17 protein-coding genes and 2 tRNA genes are annotated in these 15095 nt (G+C 56.4%); 7 read left to right on the plus strand and 12 right to left on the minus strand.

The features are described from left to right. The first annotated feature begins 67 nt into the window (after positions 1–67). Positions 68–349, plus strand: coding sequence for an acylphosphatase (gene yccX / locus IM314_RS04290; RefSeq protein WP_193358660.1), 282 nt, complete (start codon positions 68–70; stop codon positions 347–349). Here yccX and tusE read toward each other — a convergent pair. Further along, positions 346–675, minus strand: coding sequence for a sulfurtransferase TusE (gene tusE, locus IM314_RS04295; protein ID WP_028012611.1), 330 nt, complete (start codon positions 673–675; stop codon positions 346–348). The genes yccX and tusE overlap by 4 nt on opposite strands. 69 nt (positions 676–744) lie before the next feature. Then, positions 745–888: a LuxR C-terminal-related transcriptional regulator gene (locus IM314_RS04300; RefSeq protein WP_223239634.1), complete on the minus strand. Its 144-nt coding sequence runs from the start codon at positions 886–888 to the stop codon at positions 745–747. 24 nt (positions 889–912) lie between these two features. On the opposite strand from IM314_RS04300, the gene IM314_RS04305 reads away from it, so the two are divergent. Further along, positions 913–1092: a hypothetical protein gene (locus tag IM314_RS04305; RefSeq protein ID WP_072201744.1), complete on the plus strand. Its 180-nt coding sequence runs from the start codon at positions 913–915 to the stop codon at positions 1090–1092. A 49-nt stretch (positions 1093–1141) separates the two neighbouring features. Here the strand turns inward: IM314_RS04305 and yccA are convergent, their stop codons facing one another. Beyond that, entirely contained in the window at positions 1142–1801 is a 660-nt protein-coding gene (gene yccA / locus IM314_RS04310; RefSeq protein ID WP_013097244.1) for an FtsH protease modulator YccA, read from the minus strand. 269 nt (positions 1802–2070) lie between these two features. Here yccA and IM314_RS04315 point away from each other — a divergent pair, with 269 nt between their 5' ends. After that, positions 2071–3699: an ABC transporter substrate-binding protein gene (locus IM314_RS04315; protein WP_041910595.1), complete on the plus strand. Its 1629-nt coding sequence runs from the start codon at positions 2071–2073 to the stop codon at positions 3697–3699. Positions 3700–3843: 144 nt separating this feature from the next. After that, positions 3844–3931 (plus strand) — tRNA-Ser (locus IM314_RS04320). A 67-nt stretch (positions 3932–3998) separates the two neighbouring features. On the opposite strand, the gene IM314_RS04325 is transcribed toward IM314_RS04320, so the two are convergent. The 5 genes from IM314_RS04325 to IM314_RS04345 all read right to left on the minus strand — a co-directional run bounded on the left by IM314_RS04325 (position 3999) and on the right by IM314_RS04345 (position 9110). Further along, positions 3999–4835, minus strand: coding sequence for an alpha/beta fold hydrolase (locus IM314_RS04325; protein WP_041910594.1), 837 nt, complete (start codon positions 4833–4835; stop codon positions 3999–4001). Positions 4836–5060: 225 nt separating this feature from the next. Next, entirely contained in the window at positions 5061–5279 is a 219-nt protein-coding gene (locus IM314_RS04330) for an acyl carrier protein (protein WP_028012621.1), read from the minus strand. 17 nt (positions 5280–5296) lie between these two features. Next, the gene (locus IM314_RS04335) at positions 5297–6730 is read right to left on the minus strand and encodes an AMP-binding protein (RefSeq protein ID WP_069732523.1); all 1434 of its coding nucleotides are present in this window, start codon (positions 6728–6730) and stop codon (positions 5297–5299) included. Beyond that, positions 6727–7845 (minus strand): MBOAT family O-acyltransferase, encoded by a 1119-nt coding sequence (locus IM314_RS04340; protein ID WP_041910592.1) that lies wholly within the window; start codon positions 7843–7845, stop codon positions 6727–6729. Before IM314_RS04340 ends, IM314_RS04335 begins: the two co-directional genes overlap by 4 nt. A 128-nt stretch (positions 7846–7973) precedes the next feature. Further along, positions 7974–9110, minus strand: coding sequence for a D-alanyl-lipoteichoic acid biosynthesis protein DltD (locus tag IM314_RS04345; RefSeq protein ID WP_041910591.1), 1137 nt, complete (start codon positions 9108–9110; stop codon positions 7974–7976). Positions 9111–9389: 279 nt separating this feature from the next. Here IM314_RS04345 and IM314_RS04350 point away from each other — a divergent pair. Further along, a tRNA-Ser gene (locus tag IM314_RS04350) sits at positions 9390–9477 on the plus strand. Positions 9478–9521: 44 nt separating this feature from the next. Here the strand turns inward: IM314_RS04350 and IM314_RS04355 are convergent. Genes IM314_RS04355 through hpxO form a run of 3 tightly spaced genes read right to left on the minus strand, consistent with a single transcriptional unit; the run spans position 9522 to position 12673 of the window. Continuing rightward, the gene (locus tag IM314_RS04355; protein ID WP_193358661.1) at positions 9522–10457 is read right to left on the minus strand and encodes a PDR/VanB family oxidoreductase; all 936 of its coding nucleotides are present in this window, start codon (positions 10455–10457) and stop codon (positions 9522–9524) included. Between the two features lie 11 nt (positions 10458–10468). Continuing rightward, positions 10469–11503, minus strand: coding sequence for a molybdenum cofactor-independent xanthine hydroxylase subunit HpxD (hpxD, locus tag IM314_RS04360; protein WP_041910590.1), 1035 nt, complete (start codon positions 11501–11503; stop codon positions 10469–10471). 15 nt (positions 11504–11518) lie between these two features. Continuing rightward, positions 11519–12673, minus strand: a complete 1155-nt coding sequence (gene hpxO, locus IM314_RS04365; RefSeq protein ID WP_193358662.1) for an FAD-dependent urate hydroxylase HpxO — start codon at positions 12671–12673, stop codon at positions 11519–11521. A 239-nt stretch (positions 12674–12912) separates the two neighbouring features. On the opposite strand from hpxO, the gene uraD reads away from it, so the two are divergent. Further along, the gene (gene uraD, locus IM314_RS04370; protein ID WP_193358663.1) at positions 12913–13413 is read left to right on the plus strand and encodes a 2-oxo-4-hydroxy-4-carboxy-5-ureidoimidazoline decarboxylase; all 501 of its coding nucleotides are present in this window, start codon (positions 12913–12915) and stop codon (positions 13411–13413) included. Next, positions 13410–13733 (plus strand): hydroxyisourate hydrolase, encoded by a 324-nt coding sequence (uraH, locus tag IM314_RS04375; RefSeq protein WP_041910587.1) that lies wholly within the window; start codon positions 13410–13412, stop codon positions 13731–13733. Before uraD ends, uraH begins: the two co-directional genes overlap by 4 nt. Here uraH and guaD read toward each other — a convergent pair. Beyond that, positions 13713–15029: a guanine deaminase gene (gene guaD / locus IM314_RS04380; protein WP_188245795.1), complete on the minus strand. Its 1317-nt coding sequence runs from the start codon at positions 15027–15029 to the stop codon at positions 13713–13715. The genes uraH and guaD overlap by 21 nt on opposite strands. Positions 15030–15095: the final 66 nt, after the last annotated feature.

Consider the following 15095-nt stretch of genomic DNA (forward strand, 5'->3'; position numbering starts at 1 on the left):
AAATGGCCGCCATTTTCCCGAGTTCGCTGGGGAAATGCAACGCGCCAGACGGATAAGGAGAAGGAAGATGTCAAAAGTCTGCACCATTGCCTGGGTCCACGGCCTTGTTCAGGGCGTCGGGTTCCGCTACAGCACCCAGCGCGAAGCGATAACGCTTGGGCTAACGGGATACGCGCTAAATATGGACGACGGCAGCGTTGAGGTGGTCGCCTGCGGCGACGCGGAGCAGGTTGAAAAACTGATGGCGTGGCTGAAAGCAGGCGGGCCGCGCAGCGCCCGGGTTGATAAGGTCTTAACGGAACCGCATCAACCCGGCAGGGAATATGTGAACTTCGGTATTCGGTATTAAATACACTTCACCGGTTTAGGCAGGCCGGCAATTTTGGTGGCCTGTTTTGCCGGGCCCTTCGGGAACAGGCGATACAGATAGCGGCTGTTGCCTTTTTCTTCGCCAAATTTGTTGGCCATTGCTTTAACCAGCATGCGGATCGCCGGAGAGGTGTTGAACTCGAGATAAAACTCGCGCACAAAACGGACCACCTCCCAGTGTTCGGGGGAGAGGGCGATACCTTCGTTTTCGGCGATTTTCTCCGCCAGCGGCTCGCTCCATAGCGTGGTGTCTTTCAGATAGCCTTCGCTATCGGTCTCAATTTCCTGGCCTGCAAAAATGAACATAGTGCTCTGTCGATAAAGTAAAAACCGCCCCTAGTCTAGCAAATAAGGGGCGGCGTGAGAAACCTCGACCTACAGAAGAAGCTGGAGCAGATTGTTGGCATTAAGCTTTTTCAGCGCGTTGCATTTATACGTCGACACCTGTTTTTCACTCATCTGCGTCATATGCGCGACATGCCGTACCGATTGTCCGTTCACCAGCCTGTGCAAAGCCATTCGCTACAAAAGCGGAGCAGAAAAATGAAAATGAGACTTCTGTTCGCCGCAGGCGGTGCGCTGGCCTGCAGTACGGAATTTAACTTTAAGCGCAACGAGGGAAAAGCGAATGAGGTCCAGGTCAATACCGTGGCTCAGTTCTATTTTCATCGGGACGGGACCGGCTCTATCCCACCTATATTTGCCGCGGTGACCAGGGCATAAAAAAAGGAGAATGCCTGAGGCATTCTCCTTTTTGTTTCAGCAGATCTGCTTAATCGCGGCTGGCGAAGCCCAGGATGCTCAGCAGGCTGACGAAGATGTTGTACAGCGACACATACAGGCTCACGGTCGCGCGGATGTAGTTGGTCTCACCGCCGTGAATAATGTTGCTGGTTTCATACAGAATCGCGCCGGATGACAGCAGGATAAACACCGCGCTAATCGCTAGGTGCAGAGCAGGCAGCTGCAGGAAGATGTTTGCCACCATACCAATCAGCACCACCACGATACCCGCCATCAGCATACCGCCGAGGAAGGACATATCCTTGCGCGTGGTCAGCACGTAGGCCGAGCAGCAGAAAAACACCAGCGCGGTACCGCCCAGCGCCATGCCAATCACGTCACCCATACCGGCAGACAGGTACGCATTCAGGATCGGCCCCAGGATATACCCCAGGAAGCCGGTGAAGGCGAACGCGGAAAGAATACCGACCGGTTTATCAGCAGTTTTGTAGGTCAGGAACATCAGACCGTACATCCCCACCAGCGTCAGGATCAGGCCCGGAGACGGCAGCATCAGCACGGTGCTGGCGGTAGCGGTGATCGCCGAAAACGCCAGCGTCAGGCTGAGCATGAAATAGGTATTGCGCAGCACCTTGTGGGTGCTGAGTAGCGATGTGCGGTCGCGTGAGGAAGTAATTATACGATCCATGAGTCACTCTCTTATGACAGATGTAATTAACGGAAAGAATAGGAAACGGCGCGCCAGTCTCAAAGTGGTTTTACCCATCTTTACTCAGCACGTTAGCGCTGAAGGTGGTCGTTTCTTCTGCAAAAGCATGTGTAACCAGTATGAACGGCGGTTTAAAAGTATTTACCAGATCAACCTCTTATAGGTTACTGAAAAATATTGCGTTATTGCCTTTCGGGCGCTAAGAGTTATCTCCGGATCGTCATAAAACAGACAATAAGGCGAAGGAAATGAAACAACAAACACGCACGCGCTTTACGCTCTCTTTACTCACCGCCGGGATCCTGTGCGCCAGCACGGCGACCTGGGCGGCTAACGTGCCGGCAGGAACAGCGCTGGCCGAAAAACAGGAACTGGTCAGAAACAATGGCAGCGAACCGGCTTCGCTCGACCCGCACAAAGTCGAAAGCGATGTCGAATTCAATATTATCAGCGATTTATTCGAAGGGCTGGTGAGCGTCTCCCCGTCAGGGGAAATCCAACCCCGGCTGGCTGAAAAATGGGAGAACAAGGACAACACCGTCTGGACGTTCCACTTACGTCCGGGCATCACCTGGAGCGACGGGACGGCCATTACCGCAGAGGATGTGGTCTGGAGCTGGCAGCGCCTGGTTGATCCAAAAACCGTTTCACCGTACGCCAGCTATCCCGGCAACATGCATATCGTCAACGCGGCCGATATCGCTCAGGGGAAAAAATCCCCCGACACGCTGGGCGTAAAAGCAATTAACGATACCACGCTGGAAGTGACGCTCACCCAGCCCAACGCGGCGTTCCTGGCGATGCTGGCGCACCCGTCGCTGGTGCCGGTGGATAAAGTGCTGATTGGCCGCTTCGGCGAAAAGTGGACCAAACCGGAGCATTTCGTCAGCAGCGGAGCGTATAAGCTGTCCCAGTGGGTGGTCAACGAACGCATTGTGGCGGAGCGTAACCCGCGCTACTGGGATAACGCGCATACCGTTATTAACAAAGTCACCTATCTGCCGATCACCTCCGAGGCCTCGGATGTGAACCGCTATAAAGCGGGCGAAATTGATATTGTGTATACGGTACCCATTAACCAGTTTGCTCAGTTGAAGAAAACGCTGGGCAGCCAGCTGGACGTCTCCCCGCAGCTGGCAACCTATTACTACGAATTCAACACCACCCGTCCGCCGTTCAACGATGCCCGCGTGCGCAAGGCGCTGAACATGGCGCTGGATAAAGACATCATCGCTGAGAAGGTGATGGGGCAGGGGCAGCGTCCCGCGTGGCTGATTAGCCAGCCGGACATTGGCGGGGTCAAGCTGCAGAATCCGGATTACGCCAGCTGGCCGCTGGACAAGCGTATTGCTGAGGCGAAAAAACTGCTCAACGAGGCCGGGTATAACGAAAGCCATCCTCTGAGCTTCAACCTGCTCTATAACACCTCTGAATCGCACCAGCGCATCGCGATTGCGGCCAGCTCTATGTGGAAGAAAAACCTCGGCGTAGACGCGAAGCTGCAAAATCAGGAGTGGAAAACCATGCTGGATACCATGCACACCCACAACTTTGACGCGGTGCGCTACGCCTGGATTGCCGACTACGACGACGCGGCGACCTTCCTGAACAACTTCCGTACCGGCGACAGTGAAAACACCAGCCAGTACAGCAACCCGGACTACGATCAAGCCTTGATCAACGCCGCAAAGGCCAAAACGCCGGCAGAGCGGGGTAAGTTCTACCAGCAGGCAGAGGATCTGCTTGGGCGTGATGTGCCTGCCATTCCGGTTTATCACTACGTCCGTACGCACCTGGTGAAACCATGGGTGGGTGGCTTTACGCCGGATAAGCTGGGGTACTATTTCACAAAAGATATGTACATCAAAAAGCACTAAGCGAGAGGGCTGGATTTTATGCTGAGAAAATCGCCGATGTGTTGTCAGTTCAACCGATTAAGCACATTTTGGCTAATTTTAAAGCGAACGATTGCAGCCACTCTTTACAGCATGCGGTGAGGTGTTTATAGTTCGCCTCACTCAGGAAGTGTGGCCGAGCGGTTGAAGGCACCGGTCTTGAAAACCGGCGACCCGAAAGGGTTCCAGAGTTCGAATCTCTGCGCTTCCGCCAGATATAAACCCCAGCTTACTCGTTAAGCTGGGGTTTTTCTTTTTGCGCGTATCTGAAAACCTGACGTCTATGAGCGGATAAAGGCCAGAATATCCGCGTTAATGGTATCCGCGTGGGTGGTATGCATCCCGTGCGGGAAGCCCGGATAGATTTTCAGCACGCTATTCGCCAGCAGCTGGTCCTGCAGAAGGGCGGCATTCTTATAAGGCACGACCTGATCGTCATCCCCCTGCATCACCAGAACGGGAACCGTAATGGTTTTCAAATCCTCTGTCTGATCGGTTTCTGAAAACGCCTTAATTCCCTCATAGTGGGCCCTGGCGCTACCGATCATGCCCTGACGCCACCAGTTCTGAATGGTGCCCTGTGAAACCTCGGCCCCCGCCCGGTTAAACCCATAAAAAGGACCGCTGGCGACGTCGAGGTAAAACTGGGCGCGATTCGCGGCCAGCGCTTTACGGAAGCCGTCGAAAACCTCTACAGGTGTCCCGCCAGGGTTGTTTTCTGTTTTCACCATCAACGGTGGAACGGCGCTCACGAGCACCGCTTTGGCAACGCGCCCCTGCGGCTGGCCGTACTTCGCAACATAGCGGGCCACCTGGCCACCGCCGGTAGAGTGGCCGACGTGCACCGCATTGTGCAGATCCAGGCTTTCAACCACGGCCGACGCGTCAGCCGCATAATGATCCATATCGTGCCCTTCGCTGACCTGGTCCGAACGCCCGTGACCACGGCGGTCGATTGCGATAACGCGATAGCCTTCCGCAAGGAAGAAGAGCATCTGGTTATCCCAGTCATCGGCACTCAATGGCCAGCCGTGATGGAAAACAATGGGCTGAGCCTCTTTCGGACCCCAGTCTTTGTAGTAAATATTGACGCCGTCTTTCGTTGTTACGAATGCCATACCGCAGACTCCTCTGTTAAAGACGCAACGATCGCTGGCTGAGCGCAGAGCGAACCATTATTGTCTTCATGATGTTGGCTTGTTTTGTTTCCCGTACCGACAGTACCCCTAAAGTGTAGGAGAAATAGTAAAACCGGTGGGTTTCATTCGTGTGAATGGTATCCAGAAGGGGAAAGCGAATGATGGGCTCTGGAGTGAGTTCCAGAGCCATCAGAGGAGGGGGCGTTAACGGTTCTCTTCAATATAACGGGCGAGATCGGCCGGGGTTTTCAGCACCGTCGCCACGTCGGTAGGCGGGATCATACAGCCGTAAACGTCCTGCACCTCCAGCACCATGTCGACTGCCAGAATGGAGTCGAGAATGTCGGATTCAATCAGCTCATCGTGAAAGCCAACCTTGCGGGATAACACTTTTTCAAACAGGGCGAGAATATCGTGTTCCATCATTTTTCCTGGGATAATTAATGTGTGCGGGCGTAAGCGTCCAGCAGCTTGCGGTCAATTTTGCCGTTAGGATTCAGCGGCAAAGCGTCTTTTACGATAATTTGTGAAGGCACCATGTAGTGGGGCACCACGTTTGCCAGCGAGGTTTTGATCGCCTCCGGTGCCAGCTCCGTCACGCAGAACGCGGCGATGCGCAGCACGCTGCCGCAGGGTTTCATCAGCGGCATCACCACCGCTTCGCTGATGCCGGACATGGCCAGCAGGCGGTTTTCAATCTCGCCGATCTCGATGCGGTAGCCATTCAGCTTGACCTGGCTGTCGTTGCGGCCCTGGCAGTAGATGAGCCCGTCTTCATAACCCAGATCGCCGGTCCGGTAGCCGCGGAACGCATCATTTTCCCGACGCAGCAGTTTTGCCGCGTTCTCCTGCGGCAGGCCTAAATAGCCGCGCATGACGTTTTTGCCCCAGATAATCAGCTCGCCCTCGGCGGAAATTTCCATTCTGCTGTCCGGCATCATCACGCCCACCGGCAGCACCGCGCTGTCGCTGTTAAGGATCTCATCCGTGATCTCAACCACGGTTGTCGCAATGGTCGCTTCCGTTGGGCCATAGGAGTTGATGATTTTGGCCTGCGGGAAACGGCGGCGGAGCTGTTTCACAAGCGCTTTATTGAGCACTTCGCCAATGAAGATAAAGACGCTGAGTGCAGGCAAATACTCGCTGTTAAAGTGCGGAGAAAGCAGCTGCTGGTAGGCAAAAGAGGGGGTGGAAACCCAGGCGGAGACCGCGTTGCTTTGCAGTCGCTCGAGCCAGTTCTCTTTCTGGATATCCTCTTTGGCATTCAGCACGATGTGGCCTCCCATCGCCAGGTTCGCCAGCAGAGGGATCAGGGAGAGGTCAAAGCTAAACACCGCGTGGTTCATCAGCACCGGTTTTTCCGGCAGTGAAAAGTCCTGGCTGACCCACTTCATGAAGTGCCATACGCTTTCACGTCCAATCTGCACGCCTTTCGGTTTTCCGGTGCTGCCTGAGGTAAACATGATATAGGCCAGATCCTGCTCCTCCAGCACCTTGCCCGCCTCGCCGGTGGCGATGAACTGCCGCGTCGCCACGTCGTAGTAGTAAGGGGCGCCGGTCAGGTTGCAGATCTCGCGAAGCCGCTCCTGCGGGTAGATGCAGTCCACCGGGATGTACGGAATGTTGTGCAGCAGGCAGCTATAGATTGCCACGGCGAACTCGGCCTGCTGATGGCCGTACAGCACGATCGGCGTACCGTCTGCGGGCTGGCAGCGTCGATAACGCTCTGCCCAGTTCGTCACGGCAGAAGAAAGCTGGAGCCAGCTTAAGGTTTCGTCGCTTCCGCTGATGGCCAGCTGCTGCGGGGAGGCGGGATCGCGCAGTGCCGCACGCAAGAAATCCTGCAGTTCCTGAAGATCGGAGTGATTTTTCATAGAGGTGACATTCCACTGAAGATGTAAAGGGATCCTGCGGCGCTTCCCAGCGTCAGAATTCGTCCCAAAAACGCAACGGCCGGATACTGCAATCCGCGGTGTAACGTTGGGCTGCGTTTGGCTGACCACAGCAGCATGTTGTGCGCGACGGAAATCGCGCCAAACAGCGCGCCGCTGATGACGTAATGGCGTTCCAGGCCATTCCACGCCCCCATGCAGAACAGGGTGCAAAAAATACCGATATTTTGCGCCAGCGTTTTGTTCTGGCGGAAAAAGTTAAACTTCATCAGGTTCATATAGACGGGCATAAAGACCACGTCGCGCAGCCATTCGGACAGGCTGATGTGGAAGCGGCGCCAGAAATCCTGCGGGTTCTTTGCAAGGAGCGGCATGTTGAAGTTTGCCGGAATATTCAGCCCAAACAGCCGACCCGCGCCGATGGCCATATTGCTGTAGCCCGCAAAATCGAAGTACAGATAGGCGCTGTAGGCAATCGACATCACCACGCCCACGGTCAGGGTAAACGGCTTATGGCTCCAGGGCTGCACGACGAGCGAATCGATCAGCATGGCAAACAGGAACTTCTGAATGATGCCGGTAATAATTTGCTCCAGCGCCGTTAAAAACTGTTCGCGGTTCAGGACAAATGCCGGCTTATTCACATCGCTCATCCATGTTCGCCAGCGATACATCGGGCCGGCCAGAATAATAAAGGGCATAAAGAGATAGCAGAAATAGTGCAGGAAATTCTGGCCCTCTTTTTTACTGCGATACAGCAGTACATCCACAGCACGGAAGGTCATAAAAGAGAGACCGATTGTGCCGAGGTGATAATTAAAATGTAATTTCACCAGAACCAGGGGCAGCAGCGTTAAAACGACCGCCTGCCAGGTTTTTAATCTGCCTTTTTCTTTTAACGTGGCGACAAGATAAAACCAGCAAAAGACGGCCACGGGAACACTGTAATTGCCCTGAAAAATATAACCCCAGCCTAATGCTGTCACCACGGATAAGGAAACTAGCCAGGTCAGACGGTGGCGTAAAACACGATTAACCATCGCAAACACCAGCGCGGATGAAAATAAACAGACAAAAAACATTCCTGAGCTGTACATCATTTCGCCTCAGAATTTTTGATATTCAAAATGCAGCTGCATACTCATGCTGTCATCGACAGCGGTCCATGCAACGACGGTGATCGCCAGCAGTAAATAAAGGCAAAAAAGACGGATCGCGATTTTCATTATTTAAAACTCTGTGCAATAAAGCGAAGCATTGGCACCCAGGCCAGTTCGGTAGGGTGCAGACGATCCCAGTTCCAGCCGTTCTGATACGGCATGGCGTACATATCCAAATACGGGATCTGGTTCTCTTTCAGAATGGTTTGAATCTGCTTATCGAACGGGCGGAAGGTGTCGGTATTGTAAAGCGCCCAGGGGTTAACCGGGTCGACGATAGCAATCACCTGCACGTGATGCGCTTTCAAAAGCTGAACGGTTTTCCTGAACGCGGCGAACTGCGCCGGCACCACCGGCGTGTCATCCCACTGCTGCGGCTTACCGTCCTCGTCATAAATCGTTTTGTCCATCCACAGCGTGGCCGCGCTCTGATGGCGCTTTTTATTCAACTCGCGGGCATTCGCCAGCGCTTTATCCCAGTCAGGGGAAAGACGGGCGGTTGGCTGCTGAGGCCAGGGCTGCGCTGTCTGTGGTCTGATGTTGAGCAGCGACAGCCAGTCGTTTTTAATCAGGGTGCAGAAGTTTGCAAATTGAAAACTCAGCTCGTCCCACATCAGCGCCGGATGCCAGCCATACACACGCATTTGCCCGAAGGTTAAATGGCTTATCTCTTTCGCATCAATATGCTTCAGGTAATTAACCAGGAACGGGCGCGCCTGCGGATCCTTCATCAGGGGATTAAAAATCGAGCCCGGAAAATTATCCGCATAGATAGCGGGCGGCAGGCCTTTTGAATAAAAGCCGTCAGGCGCCAGAAGCAGCACCACTTTGCTGTTTGCGTTAAGGCTATCTTTAAAACGCGAGAGAAGTAAAAATTGCGTTTCGTCATCGACAAACGCATCGCCATAGGCCACGACGGGCTGGTGCAATTGCTTATTAAAATAATTAAATACGGCGTAATGTTCCTCTTCTGAGGTGGCGACCTCAGACGCACCAAGGAAGAAAATAGCATTCCCTTCTAAAGCATGGGAAATTGTGGCTATTTTTTCCGCCTGTTCTTTTGTCGTCCCTGCCATGGACTTGATCAGCGGCTGGAATTTAAGCGGCGGATCAAAGCTTGTCACCAGCGGGTGAAAACTCAGGACTAAAATGGCCAAAACGGCCATCAGGATATGTAAGCAAAACGTATTTTTGATTTTCATCATCAACCAGTAAGGCGCTATGACAGTAATGCGTTAAAACCCGCATTACCCGGATTTATTACCATTAAAAAACACATGGCCGTCTATTTTTTTTGGCATTCTATACCACGGTGATTTAAAAGGATGAGCGTTGCTGTGTAACGGTATGTACAAGGGGGGAAGGGGGGAGGGCAGGAAAGCGTCCGGGTGACTTTTTGCGCAGTCAAACGCCTGCAGGCAAAAATAGAAAAATTCCTGCTTTACAAGGCGCTAATAGATGTTTATAGTGCGCCTCACTTTGGAAGCGTGGCCGAGCGGTTGAAGGCACCGGTCTTGAAAACCGGCGACCCGAAAGGGTTCTAGAGTTCGAATCTCTACGCTTCCGCCAAATTCGAAAACCCTGCGATAGCAATATCGCAGGGTTTTTTCGTTTTACAGCGCAATCACCAGCTCCCCGGAGTGACTCCGCGAACAGCAGAGCGCCACCTGCTGGTCAGCCGCGCTTTTTTCTGCCTCCGACTGCACGCTATCCCTGTGGTCCACCACGCCGTCAATCACCGGCGTCAGGCAGGCGCCGCAGATCCCCATTTCGCAGGACAGCGGCACGTCCACGCCGTTTTCCTGTAATACCTGAGCGATGGTCTTATCCGCAGGCACCGGCCAGCGCTCGCCGGTAGAGGCAAGTTTGACCGTAAAGATCTCGCCTGCGACGCCGCTTGTGACAGGGGGAGCGGGCTGAAACGCCTCGCTGTGGATATGGGCGTCATCCCATCCCTTCGCCGCCGCCACATCGCGCGCTTTCTCCATAAACCCCGCAGGTCCGCACACCCACGCGTGCAGCCCCGCTTCAGGCGCGGGGAAATGCTCCGCCAGCGTGGTTCGTGGGGTGGTGGTATGAATAATGCAGTCACCGCACTGCGAGAGTTCGCGCGCAAACGCCGCGCTTTCCCGGTTTCTGACGTAATAGTGCAGCGTAAACGGCGTTCCGGTCGCTTTCAGCTGCAATGCCATCGCATACAGCGGCGTAATGCCAATCCCTGCTGCCAGCAGCAATACCCGCTCAGCCTGATGCAGCGGAAACAGATTGCGCGGGGTCGAGATCGAAAGCCTTTGGCCCGGACGCAGAGTTTCGTGAACGTAGCGCGACCCGCCGCGCGAGGCGGCTTCTCGCCCCACGCAGATAAGATAGCTCTCGTCGCCACATGCCCCGGTCAGAGAGTACTGGCGGACCACGCCGCAGGGCAGGTGGACATCAATGTGCGCGCCGGGTTGCCACGCCGGTAGCGCGTCGCCGTTTTCGGCCACCAGCCTGACGGCGAGGCTTTTATCCCCCTCGCGCCACAGCCCGTCAACGATCACGTTCAGCATATTGGCCTCCGTCATACCAGGAAAAATTCGCCAAAGCCCATTTTTTTCAGTCCACGGCGGTAGGCAATCGAACTCTTATCTGCCGGAATATGGGCTTCCAGAGTGAGATCCAGAGGCAGACTTTCCGGGCGCTGGGTTTCGACCATCAGGCGATCCTCTTCAAAAATGCGCAGGTTAAAGGCATGCACGTCCTCCACCGGAATATGCAGATCAAAGTTGCGCGCGATGGGCGCGAACATGCGGGTCACCCGTGACGAGACGGGCGAGGCGGCGTTCATAATCACCAGCCGCGATTCACCCGGAAAATGAATCGTCAGGGTGGCGGTAAACGGCAGATGCATTTCAAAATGGCGCAGCCACTGGAACCCTTCTGGCGCCTGCACGGGTGAACTGGCGGGATAGTTGCTCACGGAACTCCAGTAATCGGCCACGAAACCGAAGGGCGTCTCCTGCGGCTGATAGATAGGGACAAGCTGATTATTGGGATCGGCAAAGGTATCGGTATGGATCCACGCAAAGTGGGCAACATCCAGAAACCCTTCCACCTGGCGCCCGGCGAAGCCGTTCACCTCAAACGCCGGGCAGTTGATCTGCTGAAATCCGTCGTCGCTCCAGTGCGGCATGGTGGGCAGCGGCACGGGATTGTCCGGGTCAAACGCCAGGCAGGTCCAGATCAGGCCGAAGCGCTCTTCCACCGCGTAGTTAATCAGGTTCAGCTTCGCCGGAACGGGCTGGTCGGGGCTGGACGGAATGCGGTTGCAGCGGCCGTCTTCACCAAAGCGTAAGCCGTGGTAGGGGCAGATAATCCCGTGATCGTCGTGAAAGCCGAGCGTCAGCGGCACGCCGCGGTGCGGACACACGTCCCGGGCAACCACGACCTGGTCGTTAATTCGGTAAATCACCAGCTGTTCATCCAGCAGGGTGGCCTTGACGGGGGCCGGGCCGACGTCGCAGGCGCGCGCAACCGGATGCCAGCATTTCGCCAGGCGCAGCCAGTCCTCTGGTTCAAACGTGCAGTGGGCGGGTGGTGTCGGTTCTCTTTTCATCGTTGTCCCTCTTGTTCAGCCTAACGGGCCGCCCTGAATGGTCTCGCACAGACCGTTGATAATGCGTTCCCCGGTCTCCTCTTTGAGTTCCTGATACCAGGCCTGCGTCAACGCCATATCTTTCCCGTGGGTGACGTCGCAGCGTTTACGCGCTTTCAGCACCAGGTCACGCACCCGGTCGCAGCGCAGGGCTTCGTACTGCCGCAGCGCCAGCGCAATGTTGTGGTTTTCACGCAGGCATTCGCCCAGCACCACGGCGTCCTCCATGGCCGCGCAGCCGCCCTGGCCGATATCCGGCGTGGTGCTGTGCCCGGCATCGCCGAGCAGCGCGACGTTGCCGCGTACCAGGCTGTCGAACGGCTCAATGTCATGGATTTCAATGCGGTTGGTGGTATCGGGATCCAGCGCGGCGATAAGCTTCTGCACCGGCGGCGCCCAGCCGCGGAAGTAGCCCGTGAGATCGGCGCGCAGGGTGGTGCGATCCTCCGCCAGGCCCGCGGGCAGCGGCACGTCAAAAAAGAAATAGAAGCGTCCGTTGGAGACGGGCATCAGCGACACGCGTTTACCCTCGCCAACGAAGGTGGTCCACTGGTGCGCCGGGGCAATCTCTTCATCAATCTTCACCAGCCCGTTCCAGTTCACGTACCCGGCGTAGCGGCGCTCGGGGGTATAGCCCAGCACGTACGGACGAACCACCGAGTGGCTGCCGTCGGCGGCAATCAGAAAATCGCCTGTTGCCGTGGTGCCATCGGTAAAGGTCACGCTTACGCCCGCGTCGTCTTCATGAACGTGTTCCACACGCTTGCCGAACTGCACCTTGTCGCGCCCCCAGAAGTCCAGCATTTCGCGCTGGAGTTCAGCGCGCGAGACGGGGCAGGGGCGCCCGCCGGTACGCTCAACCAGCGGAGCGAGGCTGAAGCGGGTCAGGGTGTCGCCGCGCCGGTAATCCTTGTAGGCCATAAAACGCATTGGACCGCCGTAGGTTTCGATAATGTCGCCCATGCCGAGGTGCTGCATACACTTCACGCCGTTAGGCCAGATGGAGATGGCCGCCCCGACGGGCCGGATCTCTTTTACGGCTTCGAACACGGTACAGTCGATTCCCGCTTTCTTTAGCGCGACGGCAGCGCTCAGGCCGCCAATGCCCGCGCCAATGACGATTGCTTTCATGCTTCTCTCCTTTTGCAGGGTGTAAAAACCTTCAGCAATTTGCGTACCAGGCTGCAGAGTGGCGAAAACGGCGTTGTGGGAGGTGAGTTTGCACTGCTAAGGTGCGCAAACACGGTGAATATGCCTTTTTATGAATCAATAATTTCCTGTCCAGCCATACAGAATCGACTGTTTCACATCGGCGACAAGAGTGGCGTGGTTTGTGCAACAACCCGGAGGAGGACAATAAAGGAGACACTATGATCGCACTGCACGACTTCAATCATCTTCCTGAGAAAGAGGCTCTCGCGCTGCTCACCCCCTGCGTGGCGCTCCCCGGCTGGGCTGAGGCGCTGGTTTGTGGACGGCCTTACCCGAGCCGGAGTGAACTGACGATCGCGGCGCAGGCGCTGATGCAGCGCTGGGACGAAGCGGCGTTAGCGCAAGCCCTGAGCGCGCACCCGCGCATCGGCGAAAAGCCCGCGGGTGAAGAGGTGGAGGCGGCGCTGTCGCGTCAGGAGCAGGGCGCGGTGAATGAAGGCGATGCTGAGGTTGCCCAGGCGCTGCGCGAGGGGAATGCCCGCTACGAAGCTCGCTTCGGGCGCGTCTTTCTGATCCGCGCGAAGGGCCGCAGCGGCGAGGACATTTTACAGGCGTTGCATGCGCGGCTTGAGAACAGCGATGCGCAGGAAATCCGTGCCGCGCTGGAACAGCTGCGGGAAATTACGTTACTCCGTCTGGAAGGAGTCATTAGCGAATGAGCACACTCAGCACCCATATTCTGGATATCTCGACGGGCAAACCCGCAGCGGGCGTGACGGTTCATCTCGAACGGGAGGGCGAAATCATGGCGACGGACGTGACCAACGCTAATGGTCGCATCACCGAATTTGTCCCTTTCCTGCCAAAAGGCCGCTATCGGCTGGTGGCGGAGATCGGCGGGTGGTTTCGCGCAACCGGCCGGGAGACGATCTACCCCTGCGCGCAAATTGAGTTCGTGACGGGAGAAGCGGCAGACGAGCACTTCCATCTGCCGTTTGTGATTGCGCCAGGCGGGTGGTCAACCTACCGGGGCAGTTGACCACACCCGCTCGCCGTTGACCCAGGTCTCACTGATGTTGCGCTCGTCGCCCAGGGTCATCAGCACAAATAGCTGCTCGTAGATATCCTGACAGCGGCGATTGCGCAGGCGCTGCAGCGGCGTCACGTCAGGATCGATAACCACGAAATCCGCCTCTTTGCCGGGGGCGAAGTTGCCAATCTTATCGTCCAGCCTGAGGGCGTGCGCGCCGCCCAGCGTGGCGTGATAAAACGCCTCGCTGGCGCGCAGGCGGTAGCTCTGAAGCTGGCCGACCTTGTAGGCTTCTCCCAGGGTGCGCAGCATACTGAAGGTGGTGCCCGCGCCGACGTCGGTGCCGATGCCCATCCGCACCTTGTGCTGCCAGCAGGCGGGCAGGCGAAACAGCCCGCTGCCGAGAAACAGGTTCGAGGTGGGGCAAAACGCCACCGCCGAACCAGTGTCGTGCAGGCACTGCCACTCGCTGTGGTGCAGATGAATCGCGTGGGCAAACACGCTGCGCTCGCCGGTCAGGCCGTAGTGGTGATACACGTCCAGATAGCGCTCGTGCTCCGGCCAGAGATCGTTCACCCAGGCCACTTCGTTTGGGTTTTCGCTGAGATGGGTCTGCAGCCAGGTATCCGGAAACTCCTCTCTGAGCAGGCTGACCGCGGCGAGCAGCTCGGGTGAGGACGTTGGGGCAAAGCGTGGCGTAATGGCATACCCCAGCCGACCCCGTTGATGCCAGCGCTGGATCAGCTCCCGCGTCTGCCGGTAGCTCTGCTTTGCATCTTCGCTCAGGTAGTCCGGCGCGTGCCGGTCCATCATCACCTTTCCGGCGATAAGGCGCATGTTGAGGCGCAGGGCTTCGGTAAACAGCGCTTCGACCGATTGCGGATGCAGCGTGCAAAACACCAGCGCGGTGGTGGTGCCGTTGCTCACCAGTTGGTTAATGAAAAATTCGGCGATCTCTTTCGCGTAGGCTTCATCGGCAAACTGGCTCTCCACCGGGAAGGTGTAGGTGGTTAGCCACTCCAGCAGCTGTTCGCCAAAGGCGCCGATCATCTCCGTTTGTGGATAATGAACGTGGGTGTCGACAAAACCGGGCAGCAGCAGCCTGCCGCGCAGGTCCGTGTAGCCTTTGTGGGGGTCGAGATACTGCTCGCCCTCCTGCCACGCCATGTGCGCCAGAATTTTTCCGTTCTGGATAAACAGCAGCCCGTCCTCAAGGTAGCGGGCGTGTTGGGCAATCGCGTCTGCGCTGTCGCAGACCTGCGCGATATCGAAAAATGCACCGCGTATCGCAGTCTGGTATTCCATCGTGGGTCCTGCCTTAGTGTTTGCGTAGCGGGGTGAAAAAGCTCAGCAAGAACGGTGCCAGAATGA

Source organism: Enterobacter cloacae complex sp. P42RS (assembly GCF_014930595.1).
GTDB lineage: Bacteria > Pseudomonadota > Gammaproteobacteria > Enterobacterales > Enterobacteriaceae > Enterobacter > Enterobacter bugandensis.

Coding starts and splice junctions, on each gene's coding strand:
- IM314_RS04355 (WP_193358661.1), bottom strand. CDS start 10,457: ATGCTGAACGTGATCGTTGACGGGCTGTGGCGCGAGGGGGATAAAAGC.
- IM314_RS04300 (WP_223239634.1), bottom strand. CDS start 888: ATGGCTTTGCACAGGCTGGTGAACGGACAATCGGTACGGCATGTCGCG.
- IM314_RS04305 (WP_072201744.1), top strand. CDS start 913: ATGAAAATGAGACTTCTGTTCGCCGCAGGCGGTGCGCTGGCCTGCAGT.
- tusE (WP_028012611.1), bottom strand. CDS start 675: ATGTTCATTTTTGCAGGCCAGGAAATTGAGACCGATAGCGAAGGCTAT.
- guaD (WP_188245795.1), bottom strand. CDS start 15,029: ATGGAATACCAGACTGCGATACGCGGTGCATTTTTCGATATCGCGCAG.
- hpxD (WP_041910590.1), bottom strand. CDS start 11,503: ATGAAAAGAGAACCGACACCACCCGCCCACTGCACGTTTGAACCAGAG.
- IM314_RS04340 (WP_041910592.1), bottom strand. CDS start 7,845: ATGTACAGCTCAGGAATGTTTTTTGTCTGTTTATTTTCATCCGCGCTG.
- IM314_RS04330 (WP_028012621.1), bottom strand. CDS start 5,279: ATGGAACACGATATTCTCGCCCTGTTTGAAAAAGTGTTATCCCGCAAG.
- uraH (WP_041910587.1), top strand. CDS start 13,410: ATGAGCACACTCAGCACCCATATTCTGGATATCTCGACGGGCAAACCC.
- IM314_RS04325 (WP_041910594.1), bottom strand. CDS start 4,835: ATGGCATTCGTAACAACGAAAGACGGCGTCAATATTTACTACAAAGAC.
- IM314_RS04315 (WP_041910595.1), top strand. CDS start 2,071: ATGAAACAACAAACACGCACGCGCTTTACGCTCTCTTTACTCACCGCC.
- hpxO (WP_193358662.1), bottom strand. CDS start 12,673: ATGAAAGCAATCGTCATTGGCGCGGGCATTGGCGGCCTGAGCGCTGCC.
- yccA (WP_013097244.1), bottom strand. CDS start 1,801: ATGGATCGTATAATTACTTCCTCACGCGACCGCACATCGCTACTCAGC.
- uraD (WP_193358663.1), top strand. CDS start 12,913: ATGATCGCACTGCACGACTTCAATCATCTTCCTGAGAAAGAGGCTCTC.
- yccX (WP_193358660.1), top strand. CDS start 68: ATGTCAAAAGTCTGCACCATTGCCTGGGTCCACGGCCTTGTTCAGGGC.
- IM314_RS04335 (WP_069732523.1), bottom strand. CDS start 6,730: ATGAAAAATCACTCCGATCTTCAGGAACTGCAGGATTTCTTGCGTGCG.
- IM314_RS04345 (WP_041910591.1), bottom strand. CDS start 9,110: ATGAAAATCAAAAATACGTTTTGCTTACATATCCTGATGGCCGTTTTG.